Here is a 14,516-nt window from a genome sequence, read left to right on the forward strand (position 1 = left end):
CTTCTCGTTCAAGATTGAAACTGGTCAATGTAGCAAATGTATTAGCCTGTTCAAAAGGATTTCAACATGACTAAACCAAAGCATCTTCATCCGGATACGCCATTATTGTTTTCTGATCACCGCAAGCCAATGACACGCCGTGAGTTTATCTCAACAGGCTTAGTTAAAGGTGGTCAAGCGGTGGCTGGGCTGTCACTAATGAGCATGTTTGCTAATCCAAACCAAGCTAATGCAGCATTGTCTTCTGATTTAGAAGCACTGCGAGACTCTTGTGGCATTAGTGTTCAAGGCGCAGGCAAAATTCCTTTTATTAGTTTTGATTTAGCGGGTGGAGCCAATATTGCTGGCTCAAACGTACTAGTTGGCGGTGCTGGCGGACAGCAAGATTTCTTATCAACCGCTGGCTATAACAAACTGGGATTACCTGGTGATATGGCGCCATCAATTGCTAACCCTGATGTGGGCATGTCTGATTTTATCAATACGGATTTAGGTTTGGCTTTTCATTCTGACTCTGCATTTTTACGGGGCATATTAGAAAAAGTCTCAGCAGATACGGCATCACGTATAAATGGTGCCGTTATCCCATGTCGCTCTGACAATGACACCGGTAATAACCCGCATAACCCAATGTATGCCATTGCTGCAGCTGGTGCGAATGGTTCACTGATGCCGTTGGTTGGCTCTCGCAGCACAGATTCTGGTGGCAATTCTATGGCGCCGAATAACTTTATTGATTTAAGTATGCGCCCGACTAAGATTGATCGTCCGTCAGATGTGACGGGCTTAGTCGATGTGGGGGACTTATTTAGCTTATTGTCGCAGCGCGATGCCGTCACTGTGATGGAAAGTATTCAGCGTATCAGTGCTCAGAAAATGGCTTCAGTGAATACTCAAGTCACCCGTGACGATGTGATTAAAGATTTAGTCAATTGTGGTTATGTAAAAAGTGCTGATTTAGCAGATAGATTTGGCGATCCTTCAACCTTAAACCCGGTACTCGATCCTGATATTGTAGGCCCGAGCGGCATATTTACCATTAACGAATTTGATTCTGAATCAGAGTTTCAAAAAACCGCATCGATAATGAAGCTAGTGGTTAATGGTTTTTCTGGTGCGGGTACCGTCACTATGGGCGGCTTTGACTATCACACAGGTGAGCGTGGCACAGGTGAGTTACGAGATTTACGAGCGGGTCGTTGTATGGGGGCATGTTTAGAGTACGCAGCCAGACGCAACCAACCATTGATGATGTATGTGTTCAGTGATGGCTCAGTTGCCAGTAACGGCCGCATTGATGAATCAATGGAAGGGCGAGGCAAGGGTGAATGGACAGGTGATAACTCATCAACAGGCGCTTCGTTCTTTTTAGTCTATAACCCTTCAGGTAAACCACAGTTGATGGGGGCTAATGCGGATCAAATGGCACAAAGTCAACAGATTGGTTTTATGCGCTCAGACGCCTCAGTGGATACCGCATCAGCACCATCGGCCAATAACGTTAACTTATTGGTTGATACTGTATTGCTTAACTACATGGCACTACATGGTGAACAAGGTCAGTTTAATACAGTTGCGCCAAGACAAGGTTTGGGGAACAGCACAATGCTGGATTCACTGACAGCGTTTCAACCGATTGTTTGATTGAATTTAAGCTTCGCTTGGATTCGCTACGATTAGTTAACCATATGAAAGTTAAAGCTCAGAGGTTTTCCTCTGAGCTTTTTTTGTTTTGGGGTTTGGTTTTAAGATTAAGATAAAACCAAAATCAGAATCAAGGTCGTGGCGCTTCGCCCCGCAGTTCCGGTGAAATTTAAAAAGCAAAATTTCCAACGGAGAATCATCCAGCTTCAAACTTCATTTTATACCCGCTTCAGCAAGCTACAAAAATCACTAACGCTTACGATGGAGCGTCCCTTCCCCTCGAAAGCTAGCCAGACATCCATGTCTGGACTCACGCGGTTTTTTGCTTACTTCAATTTAATTGCAGTATTCATAGAAAATCAAAATCAGTTTAAAGCTTTTAAATAATGGGTTATGTAACAACAAATGAACTTGCAGGCTCAATAATCTCCGTTGGAAGTGTCCGAATGCGTTGAGCTAATTTGCGTGATGGAGGCTGGACGCCGACATAGCCTCAGTTGAGCCATGGATGGCGAGTCTGAGGCGGTAGTAAATTCGCTCTATAGCATGAGGAGTAACACTTCGTCGGAGCGGCAAGGGATATCGAAAAGGGAAATGCTGTTGTTTCCCTTTCGTCTGGTGTGGGCGAAGCGCCACGACGTTGATCTTAATCCAAACGATGTCTGGAAATAAAGCAATCAAATAGCGCGTCATCGGAATCGAATGATTCCAATTATAGGTGCTCGTTTATCCAACTCAATTCTGATAGAGTTCATATTAATCAATAGCTTTGCATTAGTCAGGCTTAAATATTTGGTTTATTAAAGGTGCACGCGCACTATAAAATTTAGTAATACAAGGATGTGTATGAAGTTAATCGACTATTCTCAATATTCAATTGATGAGTTAATAGAGGTAAAAGGTAACATTGACCCTAAAAGTGAAAATTATGAGTCTTTGTTGAAAGAGTTGGCTAACAGAAAGGAAGAAGTTACAACTCATCAAGTCAAAGAAAAAGAGAAAGAGCTAAATATAGCTGAAAAAAGAGTGCAAATTATTGGCTACTTTCAAGTGATAGCAGCAGTTGCAATTACTGCAATCTATTTTTTGTCAGTATTTGATGGAACAGCTTCCCTATTAAGCACTCTGGTTACGTTAGTTTTAGTTGCGCTAAATATTGTGGCGGGTATAACGGCAATCAAAGAAAAGTATAAGTACTATTGGCTTTCCATTTTCAATCAAGCTCTACAAATTCCTAATATTGCTATTGGAACCATTTCAGCTAAATACTCAGGTCTTGGTGGAGCATATGTTTCAATCAATTTAGCACCTCAAGTTTCCCTTGGTGTTGATGCATCATTGAGTCCAGGTTTTGCTCTTTATCAATATACAGCCCCTATGCAATCACAATTTATCGCTATAGATATCCTGGCAATTATCTTTCTTGGTGCATTGATAACCGTTAGCGAAGTCAAAGGTACTACTGACACTAATGAGCCTCCAACTGAACAATAGTTGAGCTTGATTTATTTGGTTGTGGGGGCAGTCAAATAAATCAATTAATAATTGCTTTTATTTGCGTCATAAGTACATCTTTTAAATTTTACAAATGTGTGGGAGGCACAGTCCAAACTGCTCCCAACTTACCCTTTAATCTAATTCTCTTGTAATCCCTTAGACATATGCAATGTTTGCTGATTATCAATAATAATCGCTTCGTATTCTGGTAGCTGGTTAATCAGCGCCATGCCTTCTTGTAAGCCTTTAACAAACACTGCGGTAGATAGGGCATCAACGTAAGTTGAGTTTTTGCCAATGATAGATACGCTGACCACTTTTCTGGCTGAATCACCGGTTTTGGGGTTAATGATGTGATGGTAGCGTACGCCATCTTCAATAAAGTAACGCTCATAATCCCCTGATGTTGAGATGGACTCATCGCTTAACGGTAATTGCACTGCTGTTTTTTCAGCGGCGCGAGGATGTTTAATCCCCACAAACCAAGGGCGGCCGCGTCTGTCGCCTAATAATCCTGTGTCTCCGCCTGCACTAACAAGGGCATGTTCGACACCAGCGGCTTTGAGTATGGCTAGGCACTGCTTTACTGCGTGACCTTTGGCTATACCGCCTAGATCTATTCTGACATCTTGGTTTTTGAATTTAACGCTAGATTGCTGTTTATCTAATATCACTGCGCGGTAATCAATGGCATCAAGCGCTTGGCTGATGTCGGACTTAGCTGGTTTTTGACCTTGACGATAATCATATTGGTAACCGATAGAAGCGTAGGTGATATCAAATGTGCCTAGGGTTAACTCTGCTATTTGGCGTGAATCAAGCAGTAAATTAAACAGTTCTTGGTTTACCTTAACTGGGGCTATTCCAGCTTGTTGATTAATATGACTCAGTTGACTATTTGGCTTGTAAGGACTCATTAACCTGTCGATGCGGTGCATCTCTTGTTCGACCTTTTCAATAAGCTGGGCTGGCGAGTCTGAGATGCTAGAGTGTTCATTTTGCTCAAGCCAAAACTCGACATGTGCTTGAGTTCCCATGACTTGAAAAGTTTTTTGGTGCCATTGGGCGATTGCATGGGAAGGGAAAGCGAGTGTGATAAAACACAAACTGATAAAGGAGCAGCGCTTGAGCATGGAATTGAATACTTATTGTTAGATATTTTTATAACCAATAGGGTACTGAGTTATGAAGGATTTATCTACAGAGTATTCTGACTCGTGGCTTGAGTCGATTTCTAGCCAATAAAAAACGCACTCAATTGAGTGCGTTTAATCTATCCTGTTTCACTATTGCTAGTGAGTTAGAATATTAGTGACGGAACATTGCAGAGATAGACTCTTCGTTGCTTACGCGACGAATCGCTTCAGCCAGTACCGCTGACATAGTCAGTTGGGTCACTTTTTCCACTTTTAACATTTCTGGGCTTAATGGCACAGTGTCAGTCACAATCACTTCATCAATCACAGATTCTGCAATGTTAGCTGCTGCGTTACCAGAAAATACTGGGTGAGTTGCGTAAGCAAAAACACGGTTTGCGCCATGTTCTTTTAATGCTTCAGCAGCTTTACATAAAGTACCGCCAGTATCGATCATGTCATCAACGATGATACAGTCACGGCCTTGTACGTCACCAATAATATGCATTACTTGTGCAACGTTCGCTTGTGGGCGACGCTTATCGATAATGGCTAAGTCAGAGTCATCAAGCAGTTTAGCTACGGCGCGAGCACGTACTACACCACCAATGTCTGGAGAAACCACAACTGGGTTATCAAGTTCTTTACCTAACATGTCTTCTAGTAGCACTGGGCTACCAAACACGTTATCAACAGGCACATCAAAGAAACCTTGAATTTGCTCTGCGTGTAAATCACAAGTCAGTACGCGGTCAACACCAACACTTGAAAGGAAGTCTGCAACTACTTTTGCTGTAATTGGTACACGAGCACTACGTACACGACGGTCTTGACGAGCGTAACCGAAGTAAGGAATAACGGCTGTGATACGGCCAGCTGATGCACGGCGTAACGCGTCAACCATAACGATAAGTTCCATTAGGTTGTCGTTAGTCGGTGCACAAGTAGACTGAATGATGAATACATCAGCACCACGTACGTTTTCATTGATTTGAACACTGATTTCACCGTCGCTGAAACGGCCTACTACTGCATCGCCAAGTTTGCAAAATAAACGGTCGGCTATTTTTTTGGCTAGTTTAGGGGTAGCGTTACCAGCAAAGAGCTTGATATCGGGCACTTTATGAACCTCAGGTGTTGGCTTGAATGTTAGTGGCTAAAAATGTTGATAAATGACTGTGAACTGAACAGTAAACATTATCGTAATACACTTTTAGAAATATTTTAGCTTTGGCTTAATCGGGTCACTAAAGGTGACTGATTCAAGCCTTTAGCAACAAAACCTTGCATAGATTTAGGCAGTTTTGCCAGAGCATCTAACGCTGTTTGTTGCTGTTCGAACTCACCGAAGACGCATGCGCCAGTTCCGGTCATTCTTGACGGCGCATATTCTACCAGCCAGCTCAATGCATTGGCAACTTGAGGGTGCTTTTCTGCGACCAACTTCTGACAATCATTTGACCAATTTTTCTGCATTAATGTATCAATAGCTAATTTAGGGGTGTTACGAGGTAACAATGGATCTTGGAAAATAGCTTGAGTAGATACATGTACATCAGGGACGATAACTAAATAATAGAATTCAGTGGGTTCGACAGGTAATAGTTGCTCGCCAACACCTTCGGCGAAAGCTGAAAAACCATTAATAAAAACAGGGACATCCGCGCCCAGCTTTAGACCAATTTTAGCTAAAGTTTGTTGCGTTAAATTTAAATTCCACAGCTTGTTTAAGGCTATTAATGTGGTTGCGGCATCGGAAGAACCGCCTCCTAAACCACCACCCATTGGCAAGTTTTTACGTAACCAAATTTCTGCACCGCCTTGATAATTGCAATATTCTTGTAAAGATTTTGCGGCTTTTAGAATTAAGTTATCTTTTTCTGCGACAACTTTAGATAATTCTGAATGTAACTTAAGTGTTTTATTTTCGGTCGGTAAAAAATCCAAAAAGTCACATTGATCGATAAACTGAAATAATGTCTGCAATTCATGGTAACTATCAGCTCGTTGACCAGTAATGTGCAGAAAAAGGTTTAACTTTGCAGGTGCTGGCCAGTTTGCAGAAATTGCAGCTTGAGTATCATGAGTGTTCAAGGTCGCTGTGGTCATAGAAGTGCTTCTTTATTTAATAGTAATAAGTTAACGAGTAATAAATGGACAATCATTAGCTATCGACTTTAGTGACTTAATTGTTGGTGAAATTAAAGGTTGTCAGTTATGGGCGTTAAAGCTTGCCATTGATTAATCTGAATTTTAATTTGCACGTCAGCTCGGTCTATCTGTAATAACCTAGGTACACTAGCGCCGCTTTGCTGCTGATAGCTGATGAACTTCACTTGCCAGTCTTCACCCATATCTTTGCTGGTAAAGGCTTTTATTGTGCCGTCCGAGTTATATTCTAAAACCTCATCGTCTGGAGTTACTTGCCCGGTAATCCATAACGGCAGTTTGTTGAGTGGTATTTGCATGCCACTGACTCGCGAGATAAGTTGTTGCGGGTCTCTATCGGTATAGGTTTTACCTTGAACATCGATACTAGTAAGGCCGTATTGAGAAGTCAGTGACAAGACGGTAGTGCCAATAACAGTAGTGAGCTTTAAGTCATCATGAGGTTGGTTAAAAGTATTGTCGTGAAACCAAAATAAATTAGTGCTGAATTTATCGGCATTCGAGCGAAATGCCAGTTTACCTTGAATCTCCCAGGCGTTTGCTTCACTAGCTTGACTGACGTCAATATCGGTGAGCTTATGGGGAGGTTTAACTGAACACGCTGCCAAAAAAAGACAACAAAGTAGCATCACGCGCTGTAGGGAAGATGTTAAATATCGCAAAAGATTTCGCTACCTATATATAGTGGTACTTTATGATACTGACCTAAGCGACTATTGTAAAAATGCTTTTTGATTTTTGCATTTTTATTAGCCAATAGAAGTAAATATAGTAAGAAAGCTTTGCTTGTTAAGTGTTTATAGGCATCATAAAGTTTAAATGAATGGGTCTACTTTCCTATCTTTTTGTTAACAAGATAGAATTTTTAGAAAAAATATAGACAATTATTCGGTTTTGTTAAGCCAATTGTGTTTTTAGTTTTGGCAATTAAGTAGAATAGCCTAATTAATGATCCCGCGAAGAACTTAAAACGAGTCACATGAGCCTAGTAGCAATCGGAATAAATCATAAAACCGCCACGGTCGACCTTCGTGAGAAAGTCGCCTTTTCGCCTGACAAAATTCATGACGCCATGAAGAGTCTGGCCAGCCGCACCAGCTCTGGTGAAGCCGTGATCGTGTCGACATGTAATCGCACCGAACTCTATTGTAATAATGGATCTAAAGCAGACATTATCGAGTGGCTTGAGGATTACCATAGCTTGACGCATGAAGAGCTAATGCCATGTATCTACAGCTATGAGAACCAAGAGTGCGTAAAACATTTAATGCGCGTGTCTTCTGGACTTGATTCACTGGTATTAGGTGAGCCGCAAATTTTAGGTCAAGTGAAGCAAGCTTTCGTTAAAGCCAAAGAAGCGGGCACCACAGCGGTCACTATCGACCGTTTGTTTCAAAATACCTTCTCTGTTGCGAAAAAAGTGCGCACCGAAACTGAAATCGGCGCCGCAGCTGTGTCAGTTGCATTTGCCGCTGTTAGCATGGCCAAACATATTTTCTCGTCACTAAGCACAACTAACGTATTGTTGATTGGCGCTGGTGAAACTATCGAATTGGTTGCTAAGCATTTAAAAGACAATGAAGTCGCTGGCATTGTGGTTGCTAATCGTACGGTTGAGCGTGCTCAAGCCATGTGTGAAGAGTTTGATGCCACAGCAATTACACTGCAAGAGATACCTGACTATCTACCTAAAGCCGATATCGTGATATCCTCTACCGCCAGTCCATTACCTATATTAGGTAAAGGCATGGTTGAAAAGGCGCTGAAACAACGCCGTCATCAACCAATGTTATTAGTTGATATTGCCGTTCCACGAGATATTGAAGCAGAAGTTGGCGAATTAGACGATGCTTTCCTCTATACTGTGGACGATTTGCACAGCATCATTGAACAGAACATGGCTTCACGTAAAGAAGCCGCCGAGCAGGCAGAGATAATTGCCGATGAGCAAGCCCATGTATTTATGGAATGGGTGAGATCGTTAGAGTCTGTAGATAGTATTCGAGAATACCGTAGCCAAAGTTTGGCAATTAAAGATGAATTAGTAGAACGCGCCTTGAATAAATTGACTCAAGGTGGTGACAATGAACAAGTGATTTTAGAGCTAGCGAACCGCCTAACCAATCGCCTTATTCATGCGCCAACACAAGCGTTAACTTCTGCTAGTCGTCAAGGAGACTTGAATACCTTAGGCCAATTACGCGTCACGCTTGGTTTAGATAAAACTTAAGGTAACAACGTTAAATGAAAGAGTCGGTTATTCGCAAGCTGGAAGGCTTGCTTGAACGTAATGAAGAAGTGTTAGCATTACTCAGTGATGCACAAGTTATTGCGGATCAAGACCGCTTTCGCACCTTATCAAAAGAATTTTCTCAGCTTGAAGACATCGTAAAAAGCTTCACTTCGTTCCAAGAGGCGCAAGAGAACCTTGAGTCTGCTAACGAAATGTTAGCTGAAGACGACGCTGAAATGCGCGAAATGGCGCAAGAAGAAATTAAAGAAGCAAAATCAGAAATTGCACGTCTTGAAGACGAATTGCAGATTTTACTGCTGCCTAAAGATCCTAACGATGATCGTAATGCCTTTATCGAAATTCGCGCAGGTGCGGGTGGTGATGAAGCCGCGATTTTTGCGGGTGACTTATTCCGTATGTATTCACGTTACTGCGAGTCGAACAAGTGGCAAATGGAAGTCATGAACGCGAACGAAGGCGAGCATGGTGGATTTAAAGAGCTGATTGTTCAAGTGAGCGGTGAAGGTGTTTACGGCAAGCTTAAGTTTGAGTCAGGTGGACACCGTGTTCAACGTGTACCAGAAACTGAATCACAAGGTCGCGTACATACCTCTGCAGTTACTGTTGTGGTATTGCCTGAAGTGCCAGAAGCTGAACAAATTTCAATTAATCCAGCAGACTTGAAAGTGGATACCTTCCGCGCATCAGGTGCCGGTGGTCAGCACGTCAACAAAACCGATTCCGCAATCCGTATTACTCACGTACCTTCAGGTATTGTGGTGGAATGTCAGGATCAGCGCTCGCAGCATAAGAACCGTGCCCAAGCAATGAGTGTTCTTTCTGCTCGCCTGCAAGCTGTTGAAGATGAGAAACGCCGTAGTGAAGAAGAATCTACTCGTCGTAACTTAGTGGCAAGTGGCGATCGCTCTGAACGTATTCGTACTTATAACTTCCCTCAGGGGCGTATGAGCGAACACCGCATTAATTTAACGCTTTACCGCTTAAATGAAATTATGGAAGGCGATTTAAACTCCATCATTGAGCCATTGATGCAAGAAGAACAAGCTGATCTGCTTGCAGCATTAGCTGACGATTAATTTCAAAAACTTTTTTAATAGCTAGTTTTAATAGCTAGTTTCAATAGCTAGTTTCAATAGCTAGTTTTAATAGCTAGTTTTAATAGCTAGTTTCAATGGCTATTAAAATGACTAAGGAACGACGTTGCCACAGTCTTCTTTTTCTACCATTGCGGAATCTTTGCAATGGGCTTATAGCCAGTTGGTCGACTCATCTGAGTCGGCTAATATTGATGCAGAAGCCTTGCTTCTGCATTGTCTTAATAAGCAGCGCAGTTATCTCTACACTTGGCCTGAAAAGGTACTCACTGCTGACCAATTTAAATCGTTTCAAACCATGATTGAAAAGCGTAAGCAGGGCATGCCTGTTGCTCATATTATTGGTGAACGTGAGTTTTGGTCTCTGCCATTTATTGTTAATGCCACCACACTTATTCCACGCCCTGATACAGAAATATTAGTCGAAACAGCACTTAATTTGCCGTTAGATAACAATGCAAAAGTATTGGATTTAGGTACAGGAACCGGCGCTATTGCCTTGTCTTTAGCCTCTGAACGTCCTGAGTGGCAGATGACAGCCATCGACAAAGTAGATGATGCGGTTGAATTAGCAAAAGCCAATCGTGAAAACTTAAATCTTGCTCATGTTGAAATACTACAATCTGACTGGTTCAGTGCTGTAGAACATCAAGATTTTAATTTGATTGTGTCCAACCCTCCTTATATTGATGAAACCGATGTGCATCTTGATTTAGGTGATGTTCGTTTTGAGCCATCAAGTGCTTTAACAGCCGCAGAACAAGGTTTTGCTGATTTATTTCATATTGCCCAACACGCGACTAAACATTTATCTCAAGGTGGATACTTGTTGTTAGAACATGGTTTTGAGCAAGCGTTAGTGGTTAGGCAAAAACTGATTGAGCTTGGGTATGACAATGTGGCTACAGTGCGTGACTTTGGCAGCAATGACCGCTGCACACTAGGACAATGGCAAGGCACATTAAAAGACTAGTTACACAACATTCACCTTTGTAAAATCAGTGTTTTTCTTAAAATTGCTATAGAGCCGCTTGATCGAGTAAACTAGCGGCCATTTTATCTGTAGCTCAAAGAGAAAAACAATAATGGAAACCTTTTACAGTTTATATCCTGCTGTTAAGCACACGCACTTAACTTTCATCTTTTTAAGTGTGGTATTCTTTATTACTCGCTTTGTACTGCATATGCGTCAATCTCCAGTGATGGACAAGAAGTTTATTAAGATTGCACCGCATGTAATTGATACCTTCTTATTATTGTCAGGACTGACATTGTGCTTCATGATCAAGCAGTATCCTTTTGTGGATGCGTGGATGACAGAGAAGTTACTTGCAGTACTTGCTTACATCGGTTTAGGTGTAATGGCACTGAAAGGTGACCGCAATAAATTCTTCAAAATCTTTGCCTTTTTAGGCGCTATTGGATGGCTCGTATTGGCTGCCAGGCTGGCTCATTTTAAACAAGTTGTATTAATGGGTTAATAGAGTTTCATGGCTAAACATCAAATGAATGATGCAGTGAAGATCCCAGACACTGCATTCGAAATTACGCAGCATTTAGGTTTTTCTCAAGAGAAAAAAGCGTTATGGGCTTGGTATGAAATTGCTGGGTCGGTAATGAGCTTGCATGTTGAGGATCCACAGCAACGCTTTGACGGTTTGCTTCGTTGGTTTTATACCGACTTAGGCTTTTGTGCACGTGAAGATTACTTCAGTGTTGAAGCCGCCGATTTAGGTCGTTGCATTATGAGTCGTCAAGGCAATAGCACCACATTGGCGACTGTGATGATCTTACTGGCTAAGCAGCTTGATATTACCCTTGATGCGGTATTACTACCGGGACAAACGGTTGTGCGTTCGCGCATTAACGACAGCATCGTTTATATCGATCCGTTAACAGGGCAAGAATTAACCCGTCGCCAGCTGCATCTTTTAGTGCGCGGTGAGTTGGGTAACTCGGCATTGTTAAAGCCAAAGTACCTCAAAACGGCATCATTAAAACGCTTAATTACTCGCATGATCCATGAGCTAAAAGCAGGTTGTATTGTCACTCATCAATTTGAGCAGGCAATGGAGTGTTGTAACTTGTTACTGCAATGGCATCCTGACGACGTTAATTTAAATCGTGAACGTGCTTTTATAGCTCAGCAATTAGGTTGTATTAAAGTGGCGATTTCTGATTTACAGCATTTTATTGATAGCAGTCCTCATGATCCTGTGACTGAAATTGTCAAAATGCAGTTGAAGGAACTTAGCGACCAACCGCAGACTTACCACTAATTTGATTTAGTTTATTAAACAATTCAGGCTCATTTTATGGGCCTGAATTTTTTATTATGACTTGTTTGAATTTTATCAGTGAGGGTGTTCAAGCAAATAAAAGATAACTGCTGCCTATCGAGACAATTTCGATTACATTACCATGTTAAATTTAAAAATGACCAAAAAGTCATAACAATAAGTACTGCTAAAAGTACAAAACAACAATAAAAATAATTCACTTTGACATGCATTCACAAGGAAGATTTTAATGACATCCAGTCCTATGGTCACTAATGATGCTACTGCATTAGGCCTACTAGCCGTAATTCTCGGTTTCGTTTTTTACACCAGTTCTTCACCACATCCATTTTGGCAAAAATTCTATAAATTTATACCTGCATTATTGCTGTGTTACTTCTTGCCGTCATTGCTCAATACATTTGGGATAGTTGATGGGGATACTTCTAAACTTTATTACGTGGCATCGCGCTATCTATTGCCAGCATGTTTAGTGTTACTGATTTTAAGTGTCGACTTAAAAGCCATTTTAAGTTTAGGCCCTAAAGCGATTGTGATGTTTTTAACTGGCACCGTAGGCATAGTGATTGGTGGCCCCATCGCGCTGTTAATTATTTCAGCTATCAATCCTGATGTATTAGGTGGAAACGGCCCTGATGCCGTTTGGCGTGGTATGACAACTCTTGCGGGAAGTTGGATTGGTGGCGGCGCGAATCAAGCCTCGATGAAAGAGATCTATGAAGCTGGTGGTAGTATCTTCTCGGTGATGGTGACTGTAGATGTCATCGTTGCCAACATTTGGATGGCTGTGCTGTTATTAATGGCATCACGAGCAAAACAAATCGATGCTAAAACTGGTGCAGATACCACTGCATTAGAAGCATTAAAAGCGAAAGTTGAAAAGTATCATGCTGAGCATGCGCGCATTCCTTCGCTACGTGATTTAATGCTGATTGTGGCTATTGGTTTTGGTGTTACTGGCCTTGCACATTTTGCAGCAGACTTTTTAGGGCCGTTTTTTGAAACGAATTACCCTTGGACACGAGATTACAGCCTAACCTCAAAGTTCTTCTGGTTAGTGGTACTGGTGACCTCAATTGGTCTCGCGTTATCATTTAGTCCGGTAAAACAATTAGAAGCTGCTGGCGCATCGAAAGTGGCTTCGGCATTTTTATATATCTTAGTGGCAACCATTGGCCTTCATATGGATGTCTCAAAGCTCGCTGACGAGCAAAACCTTTGGTACTTTGCTATTGGTATCATTTGGATGATTGTTCATGCGAGCTTTATGCTGATTGTCGCTAAACTAATTAAGGCACCGTTATTTTATATGGCTGTTGGTAGCCAAGCCAATGTTGGCGGCGCAGCTTCTGCACCAGTGGTTGCGGCAGCATTCCACCCAGCGTTAGCCCCGGTAGGCGTGTTATTGGCCGTATTAGGTTATGCTGTAGGTACATATATGGCGTGGTTATGTGGCCAGTTGCTACAAATTATTGCTGTTTAGCCCCGTTTTTATGTCGCGTTAAGTGGTTAACGCGACGATATTGATAAAAGAGAAATGACTATGGAACAAAAAATCATTGGTTTGAACGAACTTGAAATTGCAAATGACAAACCGTTTGTTTTATTTGGCGGCATGAACGTGCTTGAGTCTCGTGATCTAGCCATGTCGATTGCCGAGCATTATGTTGAAGTAACGCAAAAGCTAGGCATTCCGTATGTATTTAAAGCCTCTTTTGATAAAGCTAATCGCTCATCGGTTAATTCATACCGTGGCCCAGGCATGGAAGAAGGCTTGAAGATTTTTGAAGAAATTAAATCAACCTTCAATGTACCAATCATCACAGATGTTCACGAAATCCACCAATGTCAGCCAGTGGCTGATGTAGTTGATATTATCCAACTACCTGCATTTCTAGCGCGTCAAACTGACTTGGTTGTAGCTATGGCGGCGACAGGCTCAATCATTAACGTGAAAAAGCCGCAGTTTTTAGCACCGCATGAAATGCGTCATATCATTAAAAAGTTTAATGAAGCCGGTAACGACAACATCATTCTTTGTGAGCGTGGTTCAAGCTTTGGTTATAACAACCTTGTTGTTGATATGCTCGGTATGGATGAAATGAAGCAGTCGGGTTACCCAGTAATCTTTGATGCAACGCATGCACTGCAGCGTCCAGGTGGACGTACAGATAGCGCTGGTGGACGTCGCGCACAGGCTACAGAACTTGCCCGTAGTGGCATGGCGTTAGGTTTGGCTGGTTTGTTCATTGAAGCGCATCCAGATCCTGATAACGCTAAGTGTGATGGCCCATGTGCATTACCGCTAAATCAGTTAGAAAATTACTTAACCCAAATGAAAGCGGTAGACGACTTAGTTAAATCGTTTGACCCAATTGATACCAGTAAGTAGTTTATCGTTCTCAATAAAAAGCCCAACTTA

The 14,516-nt window shown here is 41.9% G+C and carries 13 protein-coding genes; 9 read left to right on the forward strand and 4 right to left on the reverse strand.

All coding sequences use genetic code 11. From position 1 onward, the window contains the following. Nucleotides 1–66 precede the first annotated feature (66 nt). Together K5Q58_RS00275 and K5Q58_RS00280 are read left to right on the forward strand one after the other, a co-directional pair. The gene (locus K5Q58_RS00275) at nt 67–1,644 is read left to right on the forward strand and encodes a general secretion pathway protein GspF (RefSeq protein ID WP_220751435.1); all 1,578 of its coding nucleotides are present in this window, start codon (nt 67–69) and stop codon (nt 1,642–1,644) included. Between the two features lie 846 nt (nt 1,645–2,490). Further along, nucleotides 2,491–3,138 (forward strand): hypothetical protein, encoded by a 648-nt coding sequence (locus K5Q58_RS00280; protein WP_220751436.1) that lies wholly within the window; start codon nt 2,491–2,493, stop codon nt 3,136–3,138. Between the two features lie 140 nt (nt 3,139–3,278). Here the strand turns inward: K5Q58_RS00280 and K5Q58_RS00285 are convergent, their stop codons facing one another. From K5Q58_RS00285 to lolB, 4 genes are all read right to left on the reverse strand, one after another. Then, nucleotides 3,279–4,274, reverse strand: a complete 996-nt coding sequence (locus tag K5Q58_RS00285) for an FAD:protein FMN transferase (RefSeq protein WP_220751438.1) — start codon at nt 4,272–4,274, stop codon at nt 3,279–3,281. 175 nt (nt 4,275–4,449) lie between these two features. Beyond that, nucleotides 4,450–5,397, reverse strand: a complete 948-nt coding sequence (locus K5Q58_RS00290; RefSeq protein WP_102528060.1) for a ribose-phosphate pyrophosphokinase — start codon at nt 5,395–5,397, stop codon at nt 4,450–4,452. Between the two features lie 104 nt (nt 5,398–5,501). Further along, the gene (gene ispE / locus K5Q58_RS00295; protein ID WP_220751439.1) at nt 5,502–6,386 is read right to left on the reverse strand and encodes a 4-(cytidine 5'-diphospho)-2-C-methyl-D-erythritol kinase; all 885 of its coding nucleotides are present in this window, start codon (nt 6,384–6,386) and stop codon (nt 5,502–5,504) included. Between the two features lie 92 nt (nt 6,387–6,478). Continuing rightward, nucleotides 6,479–7,054: a lipoprotein insertase outer membrane protein LolB gene (gene lolB, locus K5Q58_RS00300; RefSeq protein WP_259651180.1), complete on the reverse strand. Its 576-nt coding sequence runs from the start codon at nt 7,052–7,054 to the stop codon at nt 6,479–6,481. A 371-nt stretch (nt 7,055–7,425) separates the two neighbouring features. Here lolB and hemA point away from each other — a divergent pair, with 371 nt between their 5' ends. The 7 genes from hemA (at nt 7,426) to kdsA (ending at nt 14,486) form a co-directional block, all read left to right on the forward strand. Next, a complete protein-coding gene (hemA, locus tag K5Q58_RS00305) occupies nt 7,426–8,676 on the forward strand; it encodes a glutamyl-tRNA reductase (RefSeq protein WP_220751441.1) in 1,251 nt (416 codons plus the stop codon). A 14-nt stretch (nt 8,677–8,690) separates the two neighbouring features. Continuing rightward, nucleotides 8,691–9,776 carry a peptide chain release factor 1 gene (prfA, locus tag K5Q58_RS00310; protein ID WP_220751443.1) on the forward strand — a complete coding sequence of 362 codons (1,086 nt, stop codon included), beginning with the start codon at nt 8,691–8,693 and terminating at the stop codon, nt 9,774–9,776. 124 nt (nt 9,777–9,900) lie between these two features. Further along, nucleotides 9,901–10,767: a peptide chain release factor N(5)-glutamine methyltransferase gene (gene prmC, locus K5Q58_RS00315; RefSeq protein ID WP_220751445.1), complete on the forward strand. Its 867-nt coding sequence runs from the start codon at nt 9,901–9,903 to the stop codon at nt 10,765–10,767. Between the two features lie 112 nt (nt 10,768–10,879). Beyond that, nucleotides 10,880–11,275 carry a SirB2 family protein gene (locus tag K5Q58_RS00320; RefSeq protein ID WP_220751447.1) on the forward strand — a complete coding sequence of 132 codons (396 nt, stop codon included), beginning with the start codon at nt 10,880–10,882 and terminating at the stop codon, nt 11,273–11,275. Between the two features lie 9 nt (nt 11,276–11,284). After that, nucleotides 11,285–12,073 carry a SirB1 family protein gene (locus K5Q58_RS00325; RefSeq protein WP_220751449.1) on the forward strand — a complete coding sequence of 263 codons (789 nt, stop codon included), beginning with the start codon at nt 11,285–11,287 and terminating at the stop codon, nt 12,071–12,073. Nucleotides 12,074–12,323: 250 nt separating this feature from the next. Continuing rightward, nucleotides 12,324–13,577: a DUF819 domain-containing protein gene (locus K5Q58_RS00330; RefSeq protein WP_220751451.1), complete on the forward strand. Its 1,254-nt coding sequence runs from the start codon at nt 12,324–12,326 to the stop codon at nt 13,575–13,577. A 60-nt stretch (nt 13,578–13,637) separates the two neighbouring features. Further along, nucleotides 13,638–14,486, forward strand: coding sequence for a 3-deoxy-8-phosphooctulonate synthase (gene kdsA, locus K5Q58_RS00335; protein WP_220751453.1), 849 nt, complete (start codon nt 13,638–13,640; stop codon nt 14,484–14,486). The last annotated feature ends 30 nt before the right edge of the window (nt 14,487–14,516 follow it).

Origin of the sequence: Shewanella sp. KT0246 (assembly GCF_019654955.1) — a bacterium.
GTDB classification, from domain to species: domain Bacteria; phylum Pseudomonadota; class Gammaproteobacteria; order Enterobacterales; family Shewanellaceae; genus Shewanella; species Shewanella goraebulensis.

Coding starts and splice junctions, on each gene's coding strand:
- K5Q58_RS00320 (WP_220751447.1), top strand. CDS start 10,880: ATGGAAACCTTTTACAGTTTATATCCTGCTGTTAAGCACACGCACTTA.
- K5Q58_RS00280 (WP_220751436.1), top strand. CDS start 2,491: ATGAAGTTAATCGACTATTCTCAATATTCAATTGATGAGTTAATAGAG.
- K5Q58_RS00275 (WP_220751435.1), top strand. CDS start 67: ATGACTAAACCAAAGCATCTTCATCCGGATACGCCATTATTGTTTTCT.
- kdsA (WP_220751453.1), top strand. CDS start 13,638: ATGGAACAAAAAATCATTGGTTTGAACGAACTTGAAATTGCAAATGAC.
- K5Q58_RS00285 (WP_220751438.1), bottom strand. CDS start 4,274: ATGCTCAAGCGCTGCTCCTTTATCAGTTTGTGTTTTATCACACTCGCT.
- prfA (WP_220751443.1), top strand. CDS start 8,691: ATGAAAGAGTCGGTTATTCGCAAGCTGGAAGGCTTGCTTGAACGTAAT.
- K5Q58_RS00330 (WP_220751451.1), top strand. CDS start 12,324: ATGACATCCAGTCCTATGGTCACTAATGATGCTACTGCATTAGGCCTA.
- hemA (WP_220751441.1), top strand. CDS start 7,426: ATGAGCCTAGTAGCAATCGGAATAAATCATAAAACCGCCACGGTCGAC.
- ispE (WP_220751439.1), bottom strand. CDS start 6,386: ATGACCACAGCGACCTTGAACACTCATGATACTCAAGCTGCAATTTCT.
- K5Q58_RS00325 (WP_220751449.1), top strand. CDS start 11,285: ATGGCTAAACATCAAATGAATGATGCAGTGAAGATCCCAGACACTGCA.